Annotated in this window: 13 protein-coding genes; 7 read left to right on the forward strand and 6 right to left on the reverse strand. The window is 58.6% G+C overall.

The features are described 5' to 3' along the window. Positions 1 to 56 precede the first annotated feature (56 nt). The 6 genes from DW937_RS10385 to DW937_RS10410 all read left to right on the forward strand — a co-directional run bounded on the left by DW937_RS10385 (position 57) and on the right by DW937_RS10410 (position 8,935). Positions 57 to 1,808, forward strand: a complete 1,752-nt coding sequence (locus DW937_RS10385; RefSeq protein ID WP_120120861.1) for an ABC transporter ATP-binding protein — start codon at positions 57 to 59, stop codon at positions 1,806 to 1,808. Next, positions 1,808 to 3,727 carry an ABC transporter ATP-binding protein gene (locus DW937_RS10390; protein WP_120120862.1) on the forward strand — a complete coding sequence of 640 codons (1,920 nt, stop codon included), beginning with the start codon at positions 1,808 to 1,810 and terminating at the stop codon, positions 3,725 to 3,727. Before DW937_RS10385 ends, DW937_RS10390 begins: the two co-directional genes overlap by 1 nt. A 143-nt stretch (positions 3,728 to 3,870) precedes the next feature. Beyond that, entirely contained in the window at positions 3,871 to 4,974 is a 1,104-nt protein-coding gene (locus tag DW937_RS10395; RefSeq protein WP_120120863.1) for a leucine-rich repeat protein, read from the forward strand. Between the two features lie 14 nt (positions 4,975 to 4,988). Then, the gene (locus tag DW937_RS10400; protein ID WP_347561908.1) at positions 4,989 to 6,419 is read left to right on the forward strand and encodes a VWA-like domain-containing protein; all 1,431 of its coding nucleotides are present in this window, start codon (positions 4,989 to 4,991) and stop codon (positions 6,417 to 6,419) included. Positions 6,420 to 6,430: 11 nt separating this feature from the next. After that, positions 6,431 to 7,969: an ATP-binding protein gene (locus DW937_RS10405; RefSeq protein ID WP_120120865.1), complete on the forward strand. Its 1,539-nt coding sequence runs from the start codon at positions 6,431 to 6,433 to the stop codon at positions 7,967 to 7,969. A 3-nt stretch (positions 7,970 to 7,972) separates the two neighbouring features. Beyond that, on the forward strand, positions 7,973 to 8,935 hold the full coding sequence (locus DW937_RS10410) for an AEC family transporter (protein ID WP_347561909.1): 963 nt from the start codon (positions 7,973 to 7,975) through the stop codon (positions 8,933 to 8,935). Positions 8,936 to 9,043: 108 nt separating this feature from the next. Here DW937_RS10410 and DW937_RS10415 read toward each other — a convergent pair whose 3' ends face one another. Further along, a complete protein-coding gene (locus tag DW937_RS10415) occupies positions 9,044 to 10,018 on the reverse strand; it encodes a glycerophosphodiester phosphodiesterase family protein (RefSeq protein ID WP_120120866.1) in 975 nt (324 codons plus the stop codon). A gap of 41 nt (positions 10,019 to 10,059) precedes the next feature. Beyond that, complete coding sequence (locus tag DW937_RS10420) at positions 10,060 to 11,499, reverse strand: 6-phospho-beta-glucosidase (RefSeq protein ID WP_120020722.1); 1,440 nt, start codon at positions 11,497 to 11,499, stop codon at positions 10,060 to 10,062. Positions 11,500 to 11,787: 288 nt separating this feature from the next. On the opposite strand from DW937_RS10420, the gene DW937_RS10425 reads away from it, so the two are divergent. Next, positions 11,788 to 12,657 (forward strand): phosphoribosylaminoimidazolesuccinocarboxamide synthase, encoded by an 870-nt coding sequence (locus DW937_RS10425; RefSeq protein ID WP_044953963.1) that lies wholly within the window; start codon positions 11,788 to 11,790, stop codon positions 12,655 to 12,657. A 60-nt stretch (positions 12,658 to 12,717) separates the two neighbouring features. On the opposite strand, the gene DW937_RS10430 is transcribed toward DW937_RS10425, so the two are convergent. From DW937_RS10430 to DW937_RS10445, 4 genes are read right to left on the reverse strand one after another with little or no spacing between them, the layout of a single operon-like run. Further along, the gene (locus DW937_RS10430; RefSeq protein ID WP_120120867.1) at positions 12,718 to 13,566 is read right to left on the reverse strand and encodes a DUF1109 domain-containing protein; all 849 of its coding nucleotides are present in this window, start codon (positions 13,564 to 13,566) and stop codon (positions 12,718 to 12,720) included. Beyond that, entirely contained in the window at positions 13,547 to 14,236 is a 690-nt protein-coding gene (locus tag DW937_RS10435) for a hypothetical protein (protein ID WP_120020719.1), read from the reverse strand. Before DW937_RS10435 ends, DW937_RS10430 begins: the two co-directional genes overlap by 20 nt. An 11-nt stretch (positions 14,237 to 14,247) precedes the next feature. Beyond that, complete coding sequence (locus tag DW937_RS10440) at positions 14,248 to 14,814, reverse strand: hypothetical protein (RefSeq protein ID WP_120020718.1); 567 nt, start codon at positions 14,812 to 14,814, stop codon at positions 14,248 to 14,250. Next, positions 14,801 to 15,340 carry an RNA polymerase sigma factor gene (locus DW937_RS10445; RefSeq protein ID WP_223388239.1) on the reverse strand — a complete coding sequence of 180 codons (540 nt, stop codon included), beginning with the start codon at positions 15,338 to 15,340 and terminating at the stop codon, positions 14,801 to 14,803. The genes DW937_RS10440 and DW937_RS10445 overlap by 14 nt, the downstream gene beginning before the upstream one ends. Positions 15,341 to 15,415: the final 75 nt, after the last annotated feature.

The following is a 15,415-nucleotide window of genomic DNA, read 5'->3' on the forward strand; positions in this document are numbered from 1 at the left end:
TTTTGTATAAAATTGTTCTGTACCAAACAAATAAAAAGTAACAGGAGGCAACTCAGATGATCAAAAAGTTAGTGTCACATCTGGGCGAGTATAAACGCGCCGCAGTCCTGACACCGCTCTTTGCCGCTCTGGAAGCCGTAATGGATGTGCTTTTGCCCACCATCATGGCCTTTATCATCGATCAGGGCATTGAAAAGGGCGATATGAACGCCATCCTCAAGTACGGCCTGCTCACCTTTCTGGTGGCTGTGGTCGCGCTGGCGCTGGGCGTTCTGGCCGGCAAATACGCCGCCGAGGCATCCACCGGCTTTGCCGGAAATCTGCGCGATGCCATGTATGAGAACATCCAGCATTATTCTTTTTCCAACATTGATAAGTTCTCCACCGCAGGCCTTGTCACCCGTATGACCACCGACGTGACCAACGTACAGAACGCATTCCAGATGATCGAGCGCATGTGCGTGCGCGCCCCGGTGCATCTGGTGTTCGCCCTGTTCATGGCCGTGATGATCGGCGGCCCGCTGTCGCTGATCTTCGTGGTGGCTGTGGTCTTTCTGGTGGCGGTGCTGGCAGGCATCATGGTGCCCACCTTCCACATCTTTGACCGGGTGTTCAAAAACTACGATGCCCTGAACGCTTCCGTGCAGGAAAACGTCTCCGCCATCCGCGTAGTGAAGAGCTTCGTGCGCGAGGGCTTTGAAAACGAGAAGTACACCAAAGCCTGCCAGAGCCTGTACGACCAGTTTGTGAACGCTGAGAGCCGCCTGAGCTTCAATAACCCTGCCATGCTCACCGCCGTTTACGGCTGCAACATCGCCCTGAGCTGGCTGGGTGCCAAGTACGTTCTGCATGGCGCCATCACCACCGGCCAGCTGAACGCTCTGTTCGGCTACATCATGAACATCCTCATGGCCCTGATGATGCTGAGCATGGCCTTTGTCATGATCTCCATGTCTGCCGCTTCCGCAAAGCGTATTGTGGAAGTGCTGGACGAGACCACCGACCTGCCCCCCGCAAAGCAGCCGGTGCAGCAGGTGAAGGACGGCGGCATCGAGTTCGAGCATGTCACCTTCAAGTATAAGCACGGCAGCGGCCAGCCGGTGCTGAATGATATCACCTTCCGCCTCAAGCCCGGCGAGACCTTAGGTATCATCGGCGGCACCGGCAGCGCAAAATCCAGCCTTGTGCAGCTGATCCCCCGCCTGTATGATGCCGAGAGCGGCACCGTGAAGGTGGGCGGCGTGGATGTGCGCGACTACAACCTCGACGTGCTGCGCCGCGAGGTGTCCATGGTGCTGCAGAAGAACGTGCTGTTCAGCGGCACCATTCTCGATAACCTGCGCTGGGGCGACGAGAACGCCAGCGAGGAAGAGTGCATCCGTGTGGCAAAGCTTGCCTGCGCCGATGAGTTCATCGAGCGCTTCCCGAACAAATACAATACATGGATCGAGCAGGGCGGCTCCAACGTGTCCGGCGGCCAGAAGCAGCGCCTGACCATCGCCCGCGCCCTGCTGCGCAAGCCCAAGGTTCTGATTTTGGACGACTCCACCAGCGCCGTGGATACCGCTACCGATGCCAAGATCCGCAAGGCATTCCGGGAGGAGATCCCCGGCACCACAAAGATCATCATTGCGCAGCGCATTTCCTCGGTGCAGGATGCCGACCGCATCCTTGTGCTGGATAACGGTAAAATCGATGGTCTGGGCACCCACGAAGAGCTGCTCAAGACCAACGCCATCTATCAGGAAGTTTACAACAGCCAGACCCAGGGCGGCGGCGACTTTGACAAACAGGGAGGTGAACAGTAATGGCTCAGGCAAAAGAAGTTCGCGGCCCCGGCCCCCGCATGGGCGGCCCCCGGCCCAAAGTGGAAAATCCGGGCAAGCTGCTGGGGCGCATCATGGGCGAAGTGTTCCAGCACTATCTGCCCCATTGCATCCTTGTGCTTGTCTGCATCGTGGTCAGCGCGCTGGCAAACGTTCAGGCAAGCCTGTTTCTGCAGACTTTGATGGACGATTACATCGTGCCCATGACCCAGCAGCAGGACCCCGATTTTGCCCCGCTGGCAGCAGCTCTGCTGCGGGTAGGCATCATCTACGTTATCGGCATTCTGGCCGCATGGCTCAACGCCCGCATCATGGTCAATGTGACGCAGGGCACCCTGCGCAACCTGCGCACCCAGCTGTTCACCCATATGGAGAGCCTGCCCATCAGGTATTTTGACCAGCATCCCCATGGCGACATCATGTCCGTGTACACCAACGACGTGGATACCCTGCGCCAGATGCTCAGCCAGAGCATCCCGCAGCTGGTGTCCAGCGCCATTACCATTGTTTCGGTGTTCTTCAGCATGTGCATGCTCAGCTGGCAGCTGACGATCGTTACCATGCTGATGGTGGCGCTGATGATGTTCTGCTCCAAAAAGATCACCCAACAGTCCGGCAAATACTTCATCCAGCAGCAGCGCGACCTTGGCAAGGTGAACGGCTATATCGAAGAGATGATGGAGGGCCAGAAGGTCGTCAAGGTGTTCACCCACGAACAGAAGGCTCTGGCCGGCTTCCGCGAGCTGAACGACCAGCTGAAGGAAAGCGCCAAGCAGGCCAACAGCTTCGCCAACATCATGATGCCCGTCAACGCTCAGCTGGGCAATATCAGCTACGCCATCTGCGCTCTGGTGGGTGCAGCCATGGCTGTAGGCGGTGTAGGCAGCATGACCTTGGGCACCGTTGTGGCGTTTCTCTCGTTGAATAAGAGCTTCAACATGCCCATCAGTCAGGTGTCCATGCAGGCCAACAGCATCATCATGGCTCTGGCCGGTGCCGAGCGTATCTTCAAGATGATGGATGAACCCAGCGAGACCGACGAAGGCTATGTGACCCTTGTCAACGCAAAGTACGACCGCAACGACCAGCTGGTGGAGACGGACGAGCGCACCGGCATCTGGGCATGGAAGCACCCGCACCACGACGGCACTACCACCTACCACAAGCTGGAAGGCAACATCACCTTTACCGATGTAGACTTTGGCTATGTGCCGGAAAAAACCGTCCTGCACGATATCAACCTGTATGGCCGTCCGGGCCAGAAGATCGCCTTTGTCGGTTCTACCGGTGCCGGTAAGACCACCATCACCAACCTCATCAACCGGTTCTACGACATTCAGGACGGCAAGATCCGCTACGACGGCATCAACATCCACAAGATCAAAAAGGCCGATCTGCGCCGTTCTCTGGGCATCGTGCTGCAGGACACCCATCTGTTCACCGGCACGGTGATGGAGAACATCCGCTACGGCCGGCTGAATGCCACCGATGAAGAGTGCATCGCCGCCGCCCGCCTTGCCAACGCGGATGGCTTCATCAAGCGCCTGCCGGAGGGCTACAACACCATGCTCACCGGCGATGGTGCCAACCTCTCGCAGGGGCAGCGCCAGCTGCTGGCCATCGCCCGCGCGGCCGTGGCCGATCCCCCGGTGCTAATTCTGGACGAGGCCACCTCCTCCATCGATACCCGCACCGAAGCTCTGGTGCAGCGCGGCATGGACGGCCTGATGTACGGCCGCACCAGCTTTGTCATTGCGCACCGCCTGTCCACCGTCCGCAATGCAGACTGCATCGTGGTGCTGGAGCAGGGCCGCATCATCGAGCGCGGCAGCCACGACGAGCTGATTGCCAAGAAGGGCAAGTATTACCAGCTGTACACCGGCAATCTGGCCGAAAACTAAGCGTTTTTCTACCTTCTCAAAAGAGCCGCCGCACCGGCACATCGCCGTGCGGCGGCTCCTTTTCTCTTCTCCGCTCTGGACAATCACCCCCTGTTCGCGGTATACTGAACCTTGAATGAATTGCAGGAAAACGAGGTCAGAACATGGCATATCCGGAAAACGCCCTTACATTGGATATCCTGCCCCTTTCGGCAGACACAGCCCGGCTGGTGCGGGTGTACGGCACAGAGCCGTGTATCGCGCTGCCCGGCACACTGCCAGCACCGGAGGGCGGCAGCTTTGCTGTTACCGAACTGGGCGACTACTGCTTTTCCGAAAAGCCACGCAGCCTGCCTGCGGCAGACAAGACCTGCCGCTACGAGGCGGCCCCGGACGGCACGGCGCGGCTGACTCGGGCCTTTGGGCAGGCGGTAGGCGGCATCTGCCGCCGGTACGACTTCGACTTTGACGCGCCCGCTGCCGGTTCGGATGCAGACGACCTGCACCCGGTGTGTGGGAATTTTCTCGAAGAGCTGACCCTGCCGGACAGCTTACAGGTCGTCGGCAGCTGCGCATTCTACAACTGCCGCAAGCTTCGTCTGCTCACCGTGGGCACGGGCAGCCTGACCATGGGCAGCGATGTGTTTTTGAACTGCTTCGCGCTGGAGACCATCCGGGTGCAGGCAGGCCCTGAAGAACCTACCGGCCTGTTTGCCCTTGTGAACAACATCACCGAAGCGGTGCGGGCTGAGTTTTGCCCTGCCGGTACAGCAGCCCCGCTGGCGGCGCTCTGGTATCCCGCCTACTGGGAGGATATCGAGGAGACCCCCGCCCACATCCTGCTGCACACCTTTTCCGGGCAGGGATATCATTACCGGCAGTGTTTTCTCAATAATATATTCCTGCCTGCAGAATATGACAGCATCTTCCCGCAGGGCCACGATGCCGACGATGCCAATGTGATGGCAATGCTCTGCTTTGATCGCCTGCGGTATCCGTGGCAGCTGACCGAAGCCGCCGCCGGGCACTACCGGGCATTTCTGGCAGCCAACACCGACCGGGTGCTGGCCCGCCTGCTGAAGGCGCAGGACAACGATGCCGTGCGTGCACTCATTGCGCTGGATGTGCTGGACAAAGCCGGTTTTGCCGAAGCTTCAGCCCTTGCCGCCAAGGCCGGGAACGCCGCTGCCGCCGCTCTGCTGGCGGATGCGGAGCACAAAAAGTATGCCCCTCAGCCCAAAAAGCAGCGGTACGATTTTGATTTTTGAGAGGTGACCACACGTTGCCAAAAGAAAAATTTTTTGACCCGCGCAAGCCGTTTCAGTCCCAGCGGCCGGAGACCCACGAGGAGTGGCAGGCACGCATGGGCGGTGAGGTGCTGGCGGTGGTGCGCAGTGGGCTGTATCTGGACTTCCGCTTTCTGGATATGGCGCTCAGTGCCCTGTCCCCCGCCCCGGACGAGCGCTGCCGGGTGCTGGCTACGGACGGTCAGGTCCTGTTTTATCAGCCCAGCCATCTGCTGCGGCTCTATCAGGACAATCCAAAATATCTCAACCGGTTGTATCTGCACACCATATTCCACTGCGTATTCCGACATTTGTGGCTGAAAGGCCGCCGGGAGCCGCAGCTGTGGAGCCTTGCCTGTGATATCGCAGTGGAAAACGTTATCGACAGCCTGAACCGCACCAGCGTCAAGCGCCCGCTGACCTATGTGCGCCAGAACGCCTACCAGCAGATCACCGCCGAGGAAACCGTGGTGGCAGCCGCGCCGGTGTATCGGTGGCTCACCCGGCAGACCCCCGGTGTGCTGCGCCAGCTGGAGCGGGAGTTCGTGACCGACGACCACCGTCTGTGGCCGAAGGATGCGCCTGACCAGCCCCAGCAGATGCCCACGCCGCTGCCCCAGAAAACGTGGCAGAAGATCGGGGAGCGGATGCAGACAGAGCTGGACCTGCGGGATAAGGAAGCCGGGGACGGTGCCGATGCCCTGAAGCAGCAGGTAAAAGCCGCCAACCGCAGCCGCCGCAGCTACCGGGATTTTCTGCGCCGGTTCTGCGTGCTGCGGGAGGAAGTAAAGCTGGACCCGGACGAGTTCGACCTGAACTTCTACACCTACGGCCTTTCGGTGTACGGAAACCTGCCCCTCATCGAGCCTCTGGAAAGCCGGGAGAGCAAAAAGATCGAGGAGCTGGCCCTTGTCATCGACACCAGCTACTCCACCTCCGGTGAACTGGTGCGGGCGTTCCTTGCGGAGACCTACACTCTGCTGAAAGGACAGGAGAACTTTTTCCACCGGATGAACCTGCACCTGATCCAGGCCGATAACGCCATCCGGCAGGATATCCTGATCCACAATGAGGACGAGCTGATCCACGCCATGAACCACTTTGAGCTTCGGGGCGGCGGCGGAACGGACTTCCGCCCGGCCTTTGAATACGTAAACCAGCTGTGCGCCGAGAAGAAGTTCTCGAACCTGCGGGGCCTTTTGTACTTCACCGACGGCATGGGCACCTACCCCGCCAAGCGCCCGGCCTACGACACCGCTTTTCTGTTTCTGGGGGAGCGGTTCGACGATGCCAATGTACCGCCGTGGGCCATGAAGGTGGTTCTGGATGAAGAAGAATTTACCGGTGCAGCAGCCCGCCCGGCTAATGCTCTTGCAGATGCGCTGGCCGAAGAGGACGACCTGTACCGTGACCTGAACAATTCGTGAGGGAATTTGTTATGAATATCAAACGAGCCAAAGAAGAAATTGAACACACCGTAAAAGCCTACCTTGCCAAGGATGCTCTGGGCGAATACGCCATCCCGACCATCCGGCAGCGTCCCATTCTGCTCATGGGGCCTCCGGGCATTGGCAAGACGCAGGTGATGGAGCAGGTAGCCCGGGAGTGCGGCGTGGCACTGGTGGCCTACACCATCACCCACCACACCCGCCAGAGTGCCGTGGGCCTGCCCTTCATCCGCCAGCGCAGTTATGGCGGAAAGGATGTCTCGGTGACTGAATACACCATGAGCGAGATCGTTGCCAGCATCTACGCCAAGATGGAGGCCACCGGCCTCTCCGAGGGCATTCTGTTCATCGACGAGATCAACTGTGTGTCGGAAACGCTGGCCCCCACCATGCTGCAATTTTTGCAATGCAAGACCTTTGGCAATCAGGCCGTGCCTGCGGGCTGGGTGATCGTGGCGGCAGGCAACCCACCGGAGTACAACAAATCTGTGCGCGACTTTGATATCGTTACGCTGGACCGTGTGCGCCGCATGGACATTGAGCCGGACCTGCCCGTGTGGAAGGACTATGCCCGCGCTGCCCACATCCACAGCGCCATTTTGAGCTATCTGGAGCTGCACCCGCAGAACTTCTACCAGATCAACGCCGATGTGGACGGCACCCAGTTCGTGACCGCCCGCGGCTGGGAGGATCTTTCCAATCTGCTGGACACCTACGAAACACTGGGTCTGCAGGCCGATGAAGACCTGATCCGCGAGTACATCCAGCACCCGAAGATCGCAGAGGACTTCTCCGCCTACCTCGACCTTTACTATAAGTACCGCGACGACTACGGCGTAGAGGAGATCTTGGCCGGGCAGACGAAGCCCGCCGTGTTCGCACGGCTGCTGCAGGCCCCCTTCGACGAGCGGCTTTCGCTGGTCAGCCTGATCCTTGCAGGCCTCGGCACCCGGTTCACGGCCTCCCGTCAGGCAGATGCAGTAGCCGACAGCTGCTATGCCTTTCTGCGGGAGACCAAAAAAGCCCTTGCCACCGTTCCGGAGGATATCCCGGACGGCTCGGCAGAAATGTTCCACCAGCAGATCATGGATCACGACACCGAAACACAGCAAAAGCGTGCCGCCGGGCTGCTGAGCAAAGATGCTCTGACCACCCGCCTGCAAGTGCTGGCCGTGCTGCGCGGCTGGGAGGGCGAACTGCGCCGTGCCAACGCCGCCGGTACACAGGAAGCCTTCGACCTGCTGCGCGGGCAGTTCCAGTCTCTGGCCGACGCGCGCGAAAAGGCCCAGCAGGCCGCCAGCGCCGCGCTGGAAGCCGCTTTCGACTTTATGGAGCAGGCCTTTGCCGAAAGCCAGGAGATGGTGGTGTTCGTCACCGAGCTGACGGTGGACCCGGTGTCCCACGCCTTCCTCACCGAGAACGGCTGCGAACGCTACTTCAAGTACAACAAAGACCTGCTGCTGGACCACCGCAAAGCTGCTCTGCAGCAGGAGCTTTCAGCGGAACAGCGCCGTCATGGCGGGGTGTGAGCCTTGCTGGAAAATATTCTGTTCAGCATGAACAGCACCATGCCGCTGTTCTTTATCATGCTGCTGGGTTATGTGCTGCACCGCACCGGTTTTCTGAGCGATGCGTTCGTGGCCGGGGCCAACAAGTTCGTGTTTTATGTGGCACTGCCGGTGCAGCTGTTCCGCGACCTTGGCAAAAACGATGTCCGCGCCACCTTCGATGGCCGGTATGTGCTGTTCTGCTTTGCGGTCACACTGGCGTGCATCCTTGTGATCTGGGCGCTGGCAAAGCTGTTTTTAAAGGGCACCGGCCTTGTGGGCGAGTTCGTTCAGGTGTGTTACCGCTCGTCGGCTGCCATCCTCGGCTCGGCTTTTCTGCAGAGCATCTACGGCGATGCCAGCATGTCCAGCCTGATGATCCTTGGCAGTGTGCCGCTGTATAACATCATGGCAGTGGTCATTTTGATGCTGGAAGCGCCCATTGCGCAGGCTCAGACCGGCAATATGGCTGAAAAGCTCAAAAAGAGTGTGAAAGGCATCCTGACAAACCCCATCCTTCTGGGCATTGCAGCGGGCTTTGCGTGGAGCATGCTGCACATTTCCATGCCTGCCATGCTGGATAAGGCCCTTTCCAATGTGGCCGGTCTGACCAGTCCTCTGGCCCTGCTTGCCATTGGTGCAGGCTTCAAGGGCCAAAAAGCTCTGGGATACCTCAAGCCTACCGCTGTGGCTACTGTGGTCAAGCTGATGGTGCTGCCTGCGCTGTTCCTGCCGCTGGCTGTGCGCTTTGGCTTTACCGACGAAAAGCTGGTGGCCCTGCTGGTGATGCTGGGCAGCATCACCACCCCGGCGTGCTACGTTATGGCAAAGCAGATGGGCCACGAAGGTGTGCTTACCGGCAGCGTGTGCGTTACCACCACCCTGTTCAGCGCATTCAGCCTGACCTTCTGGCTGTTCGTGCTGCGGAGCCTCGGATATATTTTATAACATCTTTTGCATAGCACAACAGCGGACGGCCTGCAGGCTGTCCGCTGTTTGCTTTTCAGATGTTACTTGGGGGATCAGGCCGCACCGAAGGGATGCAGCTTCTGCCTTTTATTCTGTCATTTCCAGTTCAGAGATCCATTCCCGCACGCGGTCCGGGCGGTTTGTGACGATGGCATCCGGCTGCAGAGGCCAAAGGTCTTTCACGGCCTGTTCCCCGTCCACCGTCCAGTATGCCGCCTTGATGCCCAGATCATGCAGCTTCTGCACCATGCTGGGCTGCTGGTAAGCGGTGTGATATTCGCAGCTCACCCAGTCCGGCTTGAAGTCCAGCGTCTGCACATACTTTACCGGGTCCCGCTGTTCCAGCAGGCGCTGGGCTACCTCTACCAGACTCTTGCCCGGAAAGTTCGCCTGCAGCATACTGATCTGATTGCCCATCCAGCGCAGGGCCCAGCTGCAGTTTTCGTCATCCACATTTTCCACCGACAGCGGCGGCAGTTGTGGAAAATCATCCTCTTCCTGCCCGTTCTGCAGGCCAAGCATTTCCCATGTGCTAGTGGGCAGCGCCATGGTCTCCAACGCACCGTAGACCAGCACGCCCACCTTCAGCTCCGGCATCAGCTGCTTTGCCTGCCGCAGCAGGTCGTGGTTGAACGAGATCACCACCAGCCGGTCGGTAATGTTTGCTGCACGCACCTCCTCGATCACGCGGGGGACAAAATCCGGGTCGTCATCGATGGTGGCCTTCATTTCCAGCTGAACGATGGTACCTTCCATTTCCCTGCACAGAGCCAGTGCCTCCTGCAGGGTAGCGATCCTCTCGTTCCGATAGTTCACATCCTTCCAGCTGCCAAAGTCCAGCGCCTTCAGCTCGCCCTCGGTCATGTCGTAGATCTGGCCACGCATATCGGTGTGCCAGTCAATGACAAAATCGTGGTGGATCACCAGCTTTTTATCGCTGGTCTGCTGTACGTCCATTTCCACGCCGTCCGCGCCGATCTCCATCGCCTTGCGGAACGCAGAAAGGGTATTTTCCGGCGCAAGATAGGACGCGCCGCGGTGTGCAATGATCTCAGGTGTCATAAATTCCAATTCTTTCTCACAAATTTATTTTTTCGCAAATTTCAGGCAAGGTCGGTGCCGTTTGAAGCAATGACCTTTTTGTACCAGTAGAAGCTGTCCTTGCGGCTGCGGGCCAGTGTGCCGTTGCCGTCGTTGTCCTTATCCACATAGATAAAGCCGTAGCGCTTTTTCATCTCACCGGTGGATGCGCTCACAAGGTCGATAGGGCCCCATGTGGTGTAGCCCATCAGCGGCAGGCCGTCCTCGTTGACGGCCTTTTCCATCTGCTCGATGTGGGCGCGCAGATAATCGATGCGGTAGCTGTCGTGGATGGAGCCGTCCGCTTCCACGGTATCCACCGCGCCAAGGCCGTTCTCCACAATGAACATGGGCTTTTCGTACCGGTCGTAGATGGTGTTCAGGGTCACGCGCAGGCCCACCGGGTCGATGGCCCAGCCCCACTCGCTGGCCTTGAGGTACGGGTTCTTCACGGCATCCAGCACCGCATTGCCGTCGGCCTTTTCTTCTGCCAGGATCTCCTGATCCGTGGTGATGCAGCGGCTGGAATAGTAGCTGAAGGAGACAAAATCCACGGTGCCTTCTTTCAGAACCTGCTCATCGCCCGGCTCGGTGTGTAGGGTGATGCCGGCCTTCTCCATCCGCTTTTTTGCCCACACCGGGTAGGCTCCCCGGGCCTGCACATCGGTAAAGAAGTAGTTGTCGCGGTCCGCTTCCTGCGCGGCACGGATATCCTCCGGTGCACAGGTGCGCGGGTAATACTGGCCTGCCGCCAGCATACAGCCCACCATGGCACCGGGCATCTTTTCATGGGCCAGCTTGACCGCCTTTGCGCTGGCCACCAGCTCATGATGTGCCGCCTGATACTCCACCTGCTGCACATTCTCGCCCGGATAGAACACCAGCCCCGCGCCGGTAAAGGGCAGATGCAGCAGCATGTTGATCTCGTTGAAGGTGAGCCAGTATTTCACCTTCCCCTTGTAGCGGTCAAACAGCACTTCACAGTAGTGCACATAGGCATCCACCATGCGGCGGTCTTTCCAGCCGCCATACTTTTTTATGAGGGCAATGGGGGTATCGAAGTGGCAGATGGTCACAAGCGGTTCAATGCCGTATTTGTGGCACTCATCAAACACATCCTCATAGAACTTCAAGCCTTCTTCATTGGGCTGGGCATCGTCGCCGTTCGGCAGGATGCGGGTCCATGCGATGGACAGCCGGAAGCACTTGAAACCCATCTCGGCAAAGAGGGCGATGTCCTCTTTATAATGGTGATACAGGTCAATGGCTTCATGGCTGGGATAATAGTGCTTGTCGTCGCACTCCAGCATTTCCAGCCGACCCAGCGCCACCGGGAAGCGGTCCGGGCCAAACGGGGTCACATCCACGGTGGCAAGGCCCTTGCCGCCTGCCTGCCATGCGCCCTCGCACTGGTTGGCAGCGGTGGCACCGCCCCACAGAAAATCTTTTGGAAAACTGCCCATAAGGAAACCCTCCCTATTTTAATTTGTTGATTATAAGATACCGCACAATCGCCGGAATGTCCATGCCTACATTTTACAAAAAGGTGCTTCATTGTTGTGAAAGTACGACTTTTATCGTCAAATCGCCGAATTTTGATTCTATTTTTCGTACATTTTTCACGAGAAAAATGCAAAAACGGCCTGATTTTCCTTTCATTCTGTTTCTTTCAAACTGTCCGCAGACATGGTACAATAATCAGGTAAGATACACCGCCGCTTTTTCGGCATTGGAAAATGGAGTGTTTGATTATGACTGAGTTCAAGCCCATTAAAGAAGGCAAGGTTCGTGAGATCTATGATAACGGTGACAGCCTCATCATGGTTGCTACCGACCGTATTTCCGCATTTGATGTCATCCTAAAAAACAAGGTCACCAAAAAGGGCACTGTTCTGACCCAGATGAGCAAGTTCTGGTTCGATTACACCCGCGATCTGCTGCCCAACCACATGCTGAGCGTAGACGTGAAGGATATGCCTGAATTTTTCCAGCAGCCGCAGTTTGACGGCAACAGCATGATGTGCCGCAAGCTGACCATGCTGCCCATTGAGTGCATCGTGCGTGGCTACATCACCGGCAGCGGCTGGGCCAGCTACCAGAAGACCGGCAAGGTGTGCGGCATCCAGCTGCCCGAGGGCCTGAAGGAATCCGACAAGCTGCCCGAGCCTATCTACACTCCCTCCACCAAGGCCGAGATCGGCGACCACGACGAGAACATCTCCTACGAAAAGAGCATCGAGGTGCTGGAAAAGCAGTTCCCCGGCCACGGCGAGGAGTACGCCACCAAGCTGCGCGACTACACCATTGCCCTGTACAAGAAGTGTGCTGAATATGCGCTCTCCCGCGGCATCATCATTGCCGACACCAAGTTTGAGTTTGGTCTGGATGAGAACGGCAACGTGGTGCTGGGCGACGAAATGCTCACCCCGGATTCCTCCCGCTTCTGGCCGCTGGAGGGCTATGAGCCGGGCCACAGCCAGCCCTCTTTTGATAAGCAGTTCGTGCGAGACTGGCTCAAGGCCAACCCCGACAGCAACTACGATCTGCCGCAGGACGTGATCGACAAGACCATTGCCAAGTATCTGGAGGCTTACGAGCTGCTCACCGGCAAAAAGCTGTAAGATCGACCGTATAAACGTATAAAAAATGCTTCCGTGCGCCGCACGGAAGCATTTTTTGTTTCACTCACTCAACTCTGCGCTTTCCTCGGAAGCATCTTTGGCATCGTCCTGTTCTTCGTTTTCTTCGTCCAGCAGGTACTGCACCTCGGTCTGCTTTGCCATCTGGTCAGCCGTCCAGTCCAGCTGCGCAATGCCCACCAGCTCCAGCGTGTACTGCTCCACCTGCTGCAGTGTTCCCGTGCCAAGGCTCTCTTCCGGGTCGTTGTCCGGCGACCATGTAATGCGCAGCTCATTCGGCTGTGCGCTGCATTGCTGCACGGCATCGGTCACGCTGCGGCAGTCCTGCGCAAAGGCCTGTACGCTGTCATAGCCGCCAAACAGCTCCACAGTCAGGCTCAGATAGCCGTTTCCGGCATTCACATCCCGCAGCGTTTTCGCCTCACTGCTGTACAGGTAGGCGTTTCCGCTGATATTCTTCACACGGATATCCGGGGCTGTTTGTTTAATCTTGTCATAGGCTTCTGTCGTATATTCCTGCCCCAGCTTCATGCTTGCCTGATTCCGCTCCGGGCCGAGTTCATCCCACACGACCGGCAGCAGCGACAGACAGAAGCACCCGCCCATGAGCACAAGGCAGATCAGCACCGACCAGAAATCGTATTTCCAGCGGCCCGGGCGGGCGGCAAAGAACAGCACCTCGCCGCCCAGCAGGATCAGCCCTGCCGCTGGGGCGATCTTGAGCATCAGCTTCCAGTCAACGCCCGGCACAAAATAGGCAAGCAGAAAGAATATGCCCGCTGCGATCAGGCATACGCCCAGCGTAAAGCTGCCCACCCGGCGCAGCGGCTGCGGTTTTGCAGGCTGCGGTGCTTCACCGGTCAGCGGCGCATCATTTCTCGTCTCGTCCATCGTCGGCATCCTCCGTCTCATCGTCCGGGGTCACGGGCTTGCCCAGCAGAGCCGAGAGCTTGGGCATGGCAAAGCCCCTTGCTTCCGGCTCTGCCTGCGCATCCTGTGCAGCATACTCGGTAAAATCTTCATCTTCGGCATCGTTCTGCGGCTTCTGCTTTCTGCCCTTGGGGCCGCGCACCAGCCATGCACCGCAGATGATCAGGGCCACGCACACAACGATCTCCGGCAGCTGATCCATCATCAGGTAAAGTGCGCGGAAGAAAGGGCTGCTCTGGCCCCAGCGCCACACGATATCCCCCAGCGTGTTCATAAGGATGTTCTGGTAGGCCACCAGCGCGCCCAGCGCGATCAGGCCCCAGCCCAGCAGCTTGTGGCTGTCCAGCATGAACTGTTCCATGCGCTGGTCGTGCCAGTTGATGTGCACCAGATAATCGTCCTGCGGGGCGGTGCCTGCGCCGATCTGCGCCCGGAGATTGAAGGTGTCAAAGAAGCTGTACATCCACACAATGGGCATGGCTACATACAAAACTTCCAGCAGAGTGCTCGCACCAAAGGCCACGCAGAACATCGTAATGAGCGAAAGGCCGCGCTTCATGTAGCCCTGATACATCTGGCCTGCGCCCGGGCAAAAGGCGAAGAGGAAGGTCAGGATTCCGTTTTTCATCATAATCGATCTCCTTATTTTGTTTGATCTGCAAGTGGCGAATTTTTGTGTTTTTCTGCTGCAGGGCCGCCGGCTCCGAACAGCAGGTCATTGAGTGCTTTTGCCAGCGAAGCCTGCTGCTTCGGCTCGTCGTCGTCCATTGGCTTTCCCAGTATTTCCGGCTGGGCGGACGGGCGGTCATCTTCCATCGGCTTGCCCAGCTGCAAGGCTTCTTCGGTCTGGCTCTGGCTGGTCTCCGGTGTCCATGTGTGCAGCTCCTGCCGGAAATTCAGCAGCTGGTCTATGGTGCCGGAGCGCCACATGGTAAAGGCCAGCACCGCCGCCGCACCGGCCACTGCGGCACGGCCCCATGTGTTCTGCATCAGCCGCACCCAGATGGCGGTCATCACCGCCTTGTGCGCGGAGTGGGGCGGCGTTTCCAGCGCATCTGCCGTCAGCAGAGCGGTGTAGCGGTCCATGCATTTATCGCAGTAGGATAAATGCTCGGCGGTTTCCAGCCGGCCCAGCTCATCCAGCCCGCCTGCCTGCAGGGCCTGTAGGCCTTCGTCGGTCAGGCAGCCGTTTTTGTCAAACAGTTCCATGTACGCACTCCTTTCCATCGTTTTCACGCTGTAGTATCTGCTGTGCCAGCATCTTTTTTGCCCGGTAGATCTGTGCTTCCACCGTCTTGGGCGGGCGGCCGCACAGCTGTGCCGCCTCGGCCATGGTGTGCTGTTCCAGCAGCACCAGACGGCAAGGCGTTCTATAGGGCTCCCGCAGGTCCAGGATCATGGCGGTGAGCTCTTCCTCGCCCAGAGCATCCAGCACCTGCTGTTCCGGCTGGGTGCCGGGCGGCGCACCTTCCAGCGCCAGCACATCGTCGCCGGGAATGTTCACCCTGCGCACCCATGCGCTGCGCAGATAGTCCTTTGCCTTGTTGGCAGCGATGCGTGCCAGCCACTGTTTTTCAAACCCGGACGGGCAGCGGTCAATGGCCCGCCATGCCGCCAGAAAGGTCTCCTGCGTCAGGTCCTGCGCATCGCCGGCATCCGGCACCAGCTGGTGGCAGACCGTATACACGAGCGACTGGTATTTCTGCACCATCGCGCTGAATTCCAAGGTCGTCAACGGCCTGTCCACCTCCTTTCGGTTTCGTCCCGGTCCGACGAAGTGCAGCCCCTGCGCTGCCCTTCTGCACATTCA

Source organism: Faecalibacterium sp. AM43-5AT (genome assembly GCF_003603345.1).
Lineage (GTDB): Bacteria > Bacillota > Clostridia > Oscillospirales > Ruminococcaceae > Faecalibacterium > Faecalibacterium taiwanense.

Excerpts from the sequence above, each read along its gene's own strand:
- DW937_RS10385 (WP_120120861.1), top strand. The coding sequence starts at position 57 with ATGATCAAAAAGTTAGTGTCACATCTGGGCGAGTATAAACGCGCCGCA.
- DW937_RS10390 (WP_120120862.1), top strand. The coding sequence starts at position 1,808 with ATGGCTCAGGCAAAAGAAGTTCGCGGCCCCGGCCCCCGCATGGGCGGC.
- DW937_RS10395 (WP_120120863.1), top strand. The coding sequence starts at position 3,871 with ATGGCATATCCGGAAAACGCCCTTACATTGGATATCCTGCCCCTTTCG.
- DW937_RS10405 (WP_120120865.1), top strand. The coding sequence starts at position 6,431 with ATGAATATCAAACGAGCCAAAGAAGAAATTGAACACACCGTAAAAGCC.
- DW937_RS10415 (WP_120120866.1), bottom strand. The coding sequence starts at position 10,018 with ATGACACCTGAGATCATTGCACACCGCGGCGCGTCCTATCTTGCGCCG.
- DW937_RS10420 (WP_120020722.1), bottom strand. The coding sequence starts at position 11,499 with ATGGGCAGTTTTCCAAAAGATTTTCTGTGGGGCGGTGCCACCGCTGCC.
- DW937_RS10425 (WP_044953963.1), top strand. The coding sequence starts at position 11,788 with ATGACTGAGTTCAAGCCCATTAAAGAAGGCAAGGTTCGTGAGATCTAT.
- DW937_RS10430 (WP_120120867.1), bottom strand. The coding sequence starts at position 13,566 with ATGGACGAGACGAGAAATGATGCGCCGCTGACCGGTGAAGCACCGCAG.
- DW937_RS10435 (WP_120020719.1), bottom strand. The coding sequence starts at position 14,236 with ATGATGAAAAACGGAATCCTGACCTTCCTCTTCGCCTTTTGCCCGGGC.
- DW937_RS10440 (WP_120020718.1), bottom strand. The coding sequence starts at position 14,814 with ATGGAACTGTTTGACAAAAACGGCTGCCTGACCGACGAAGGCCTACAG.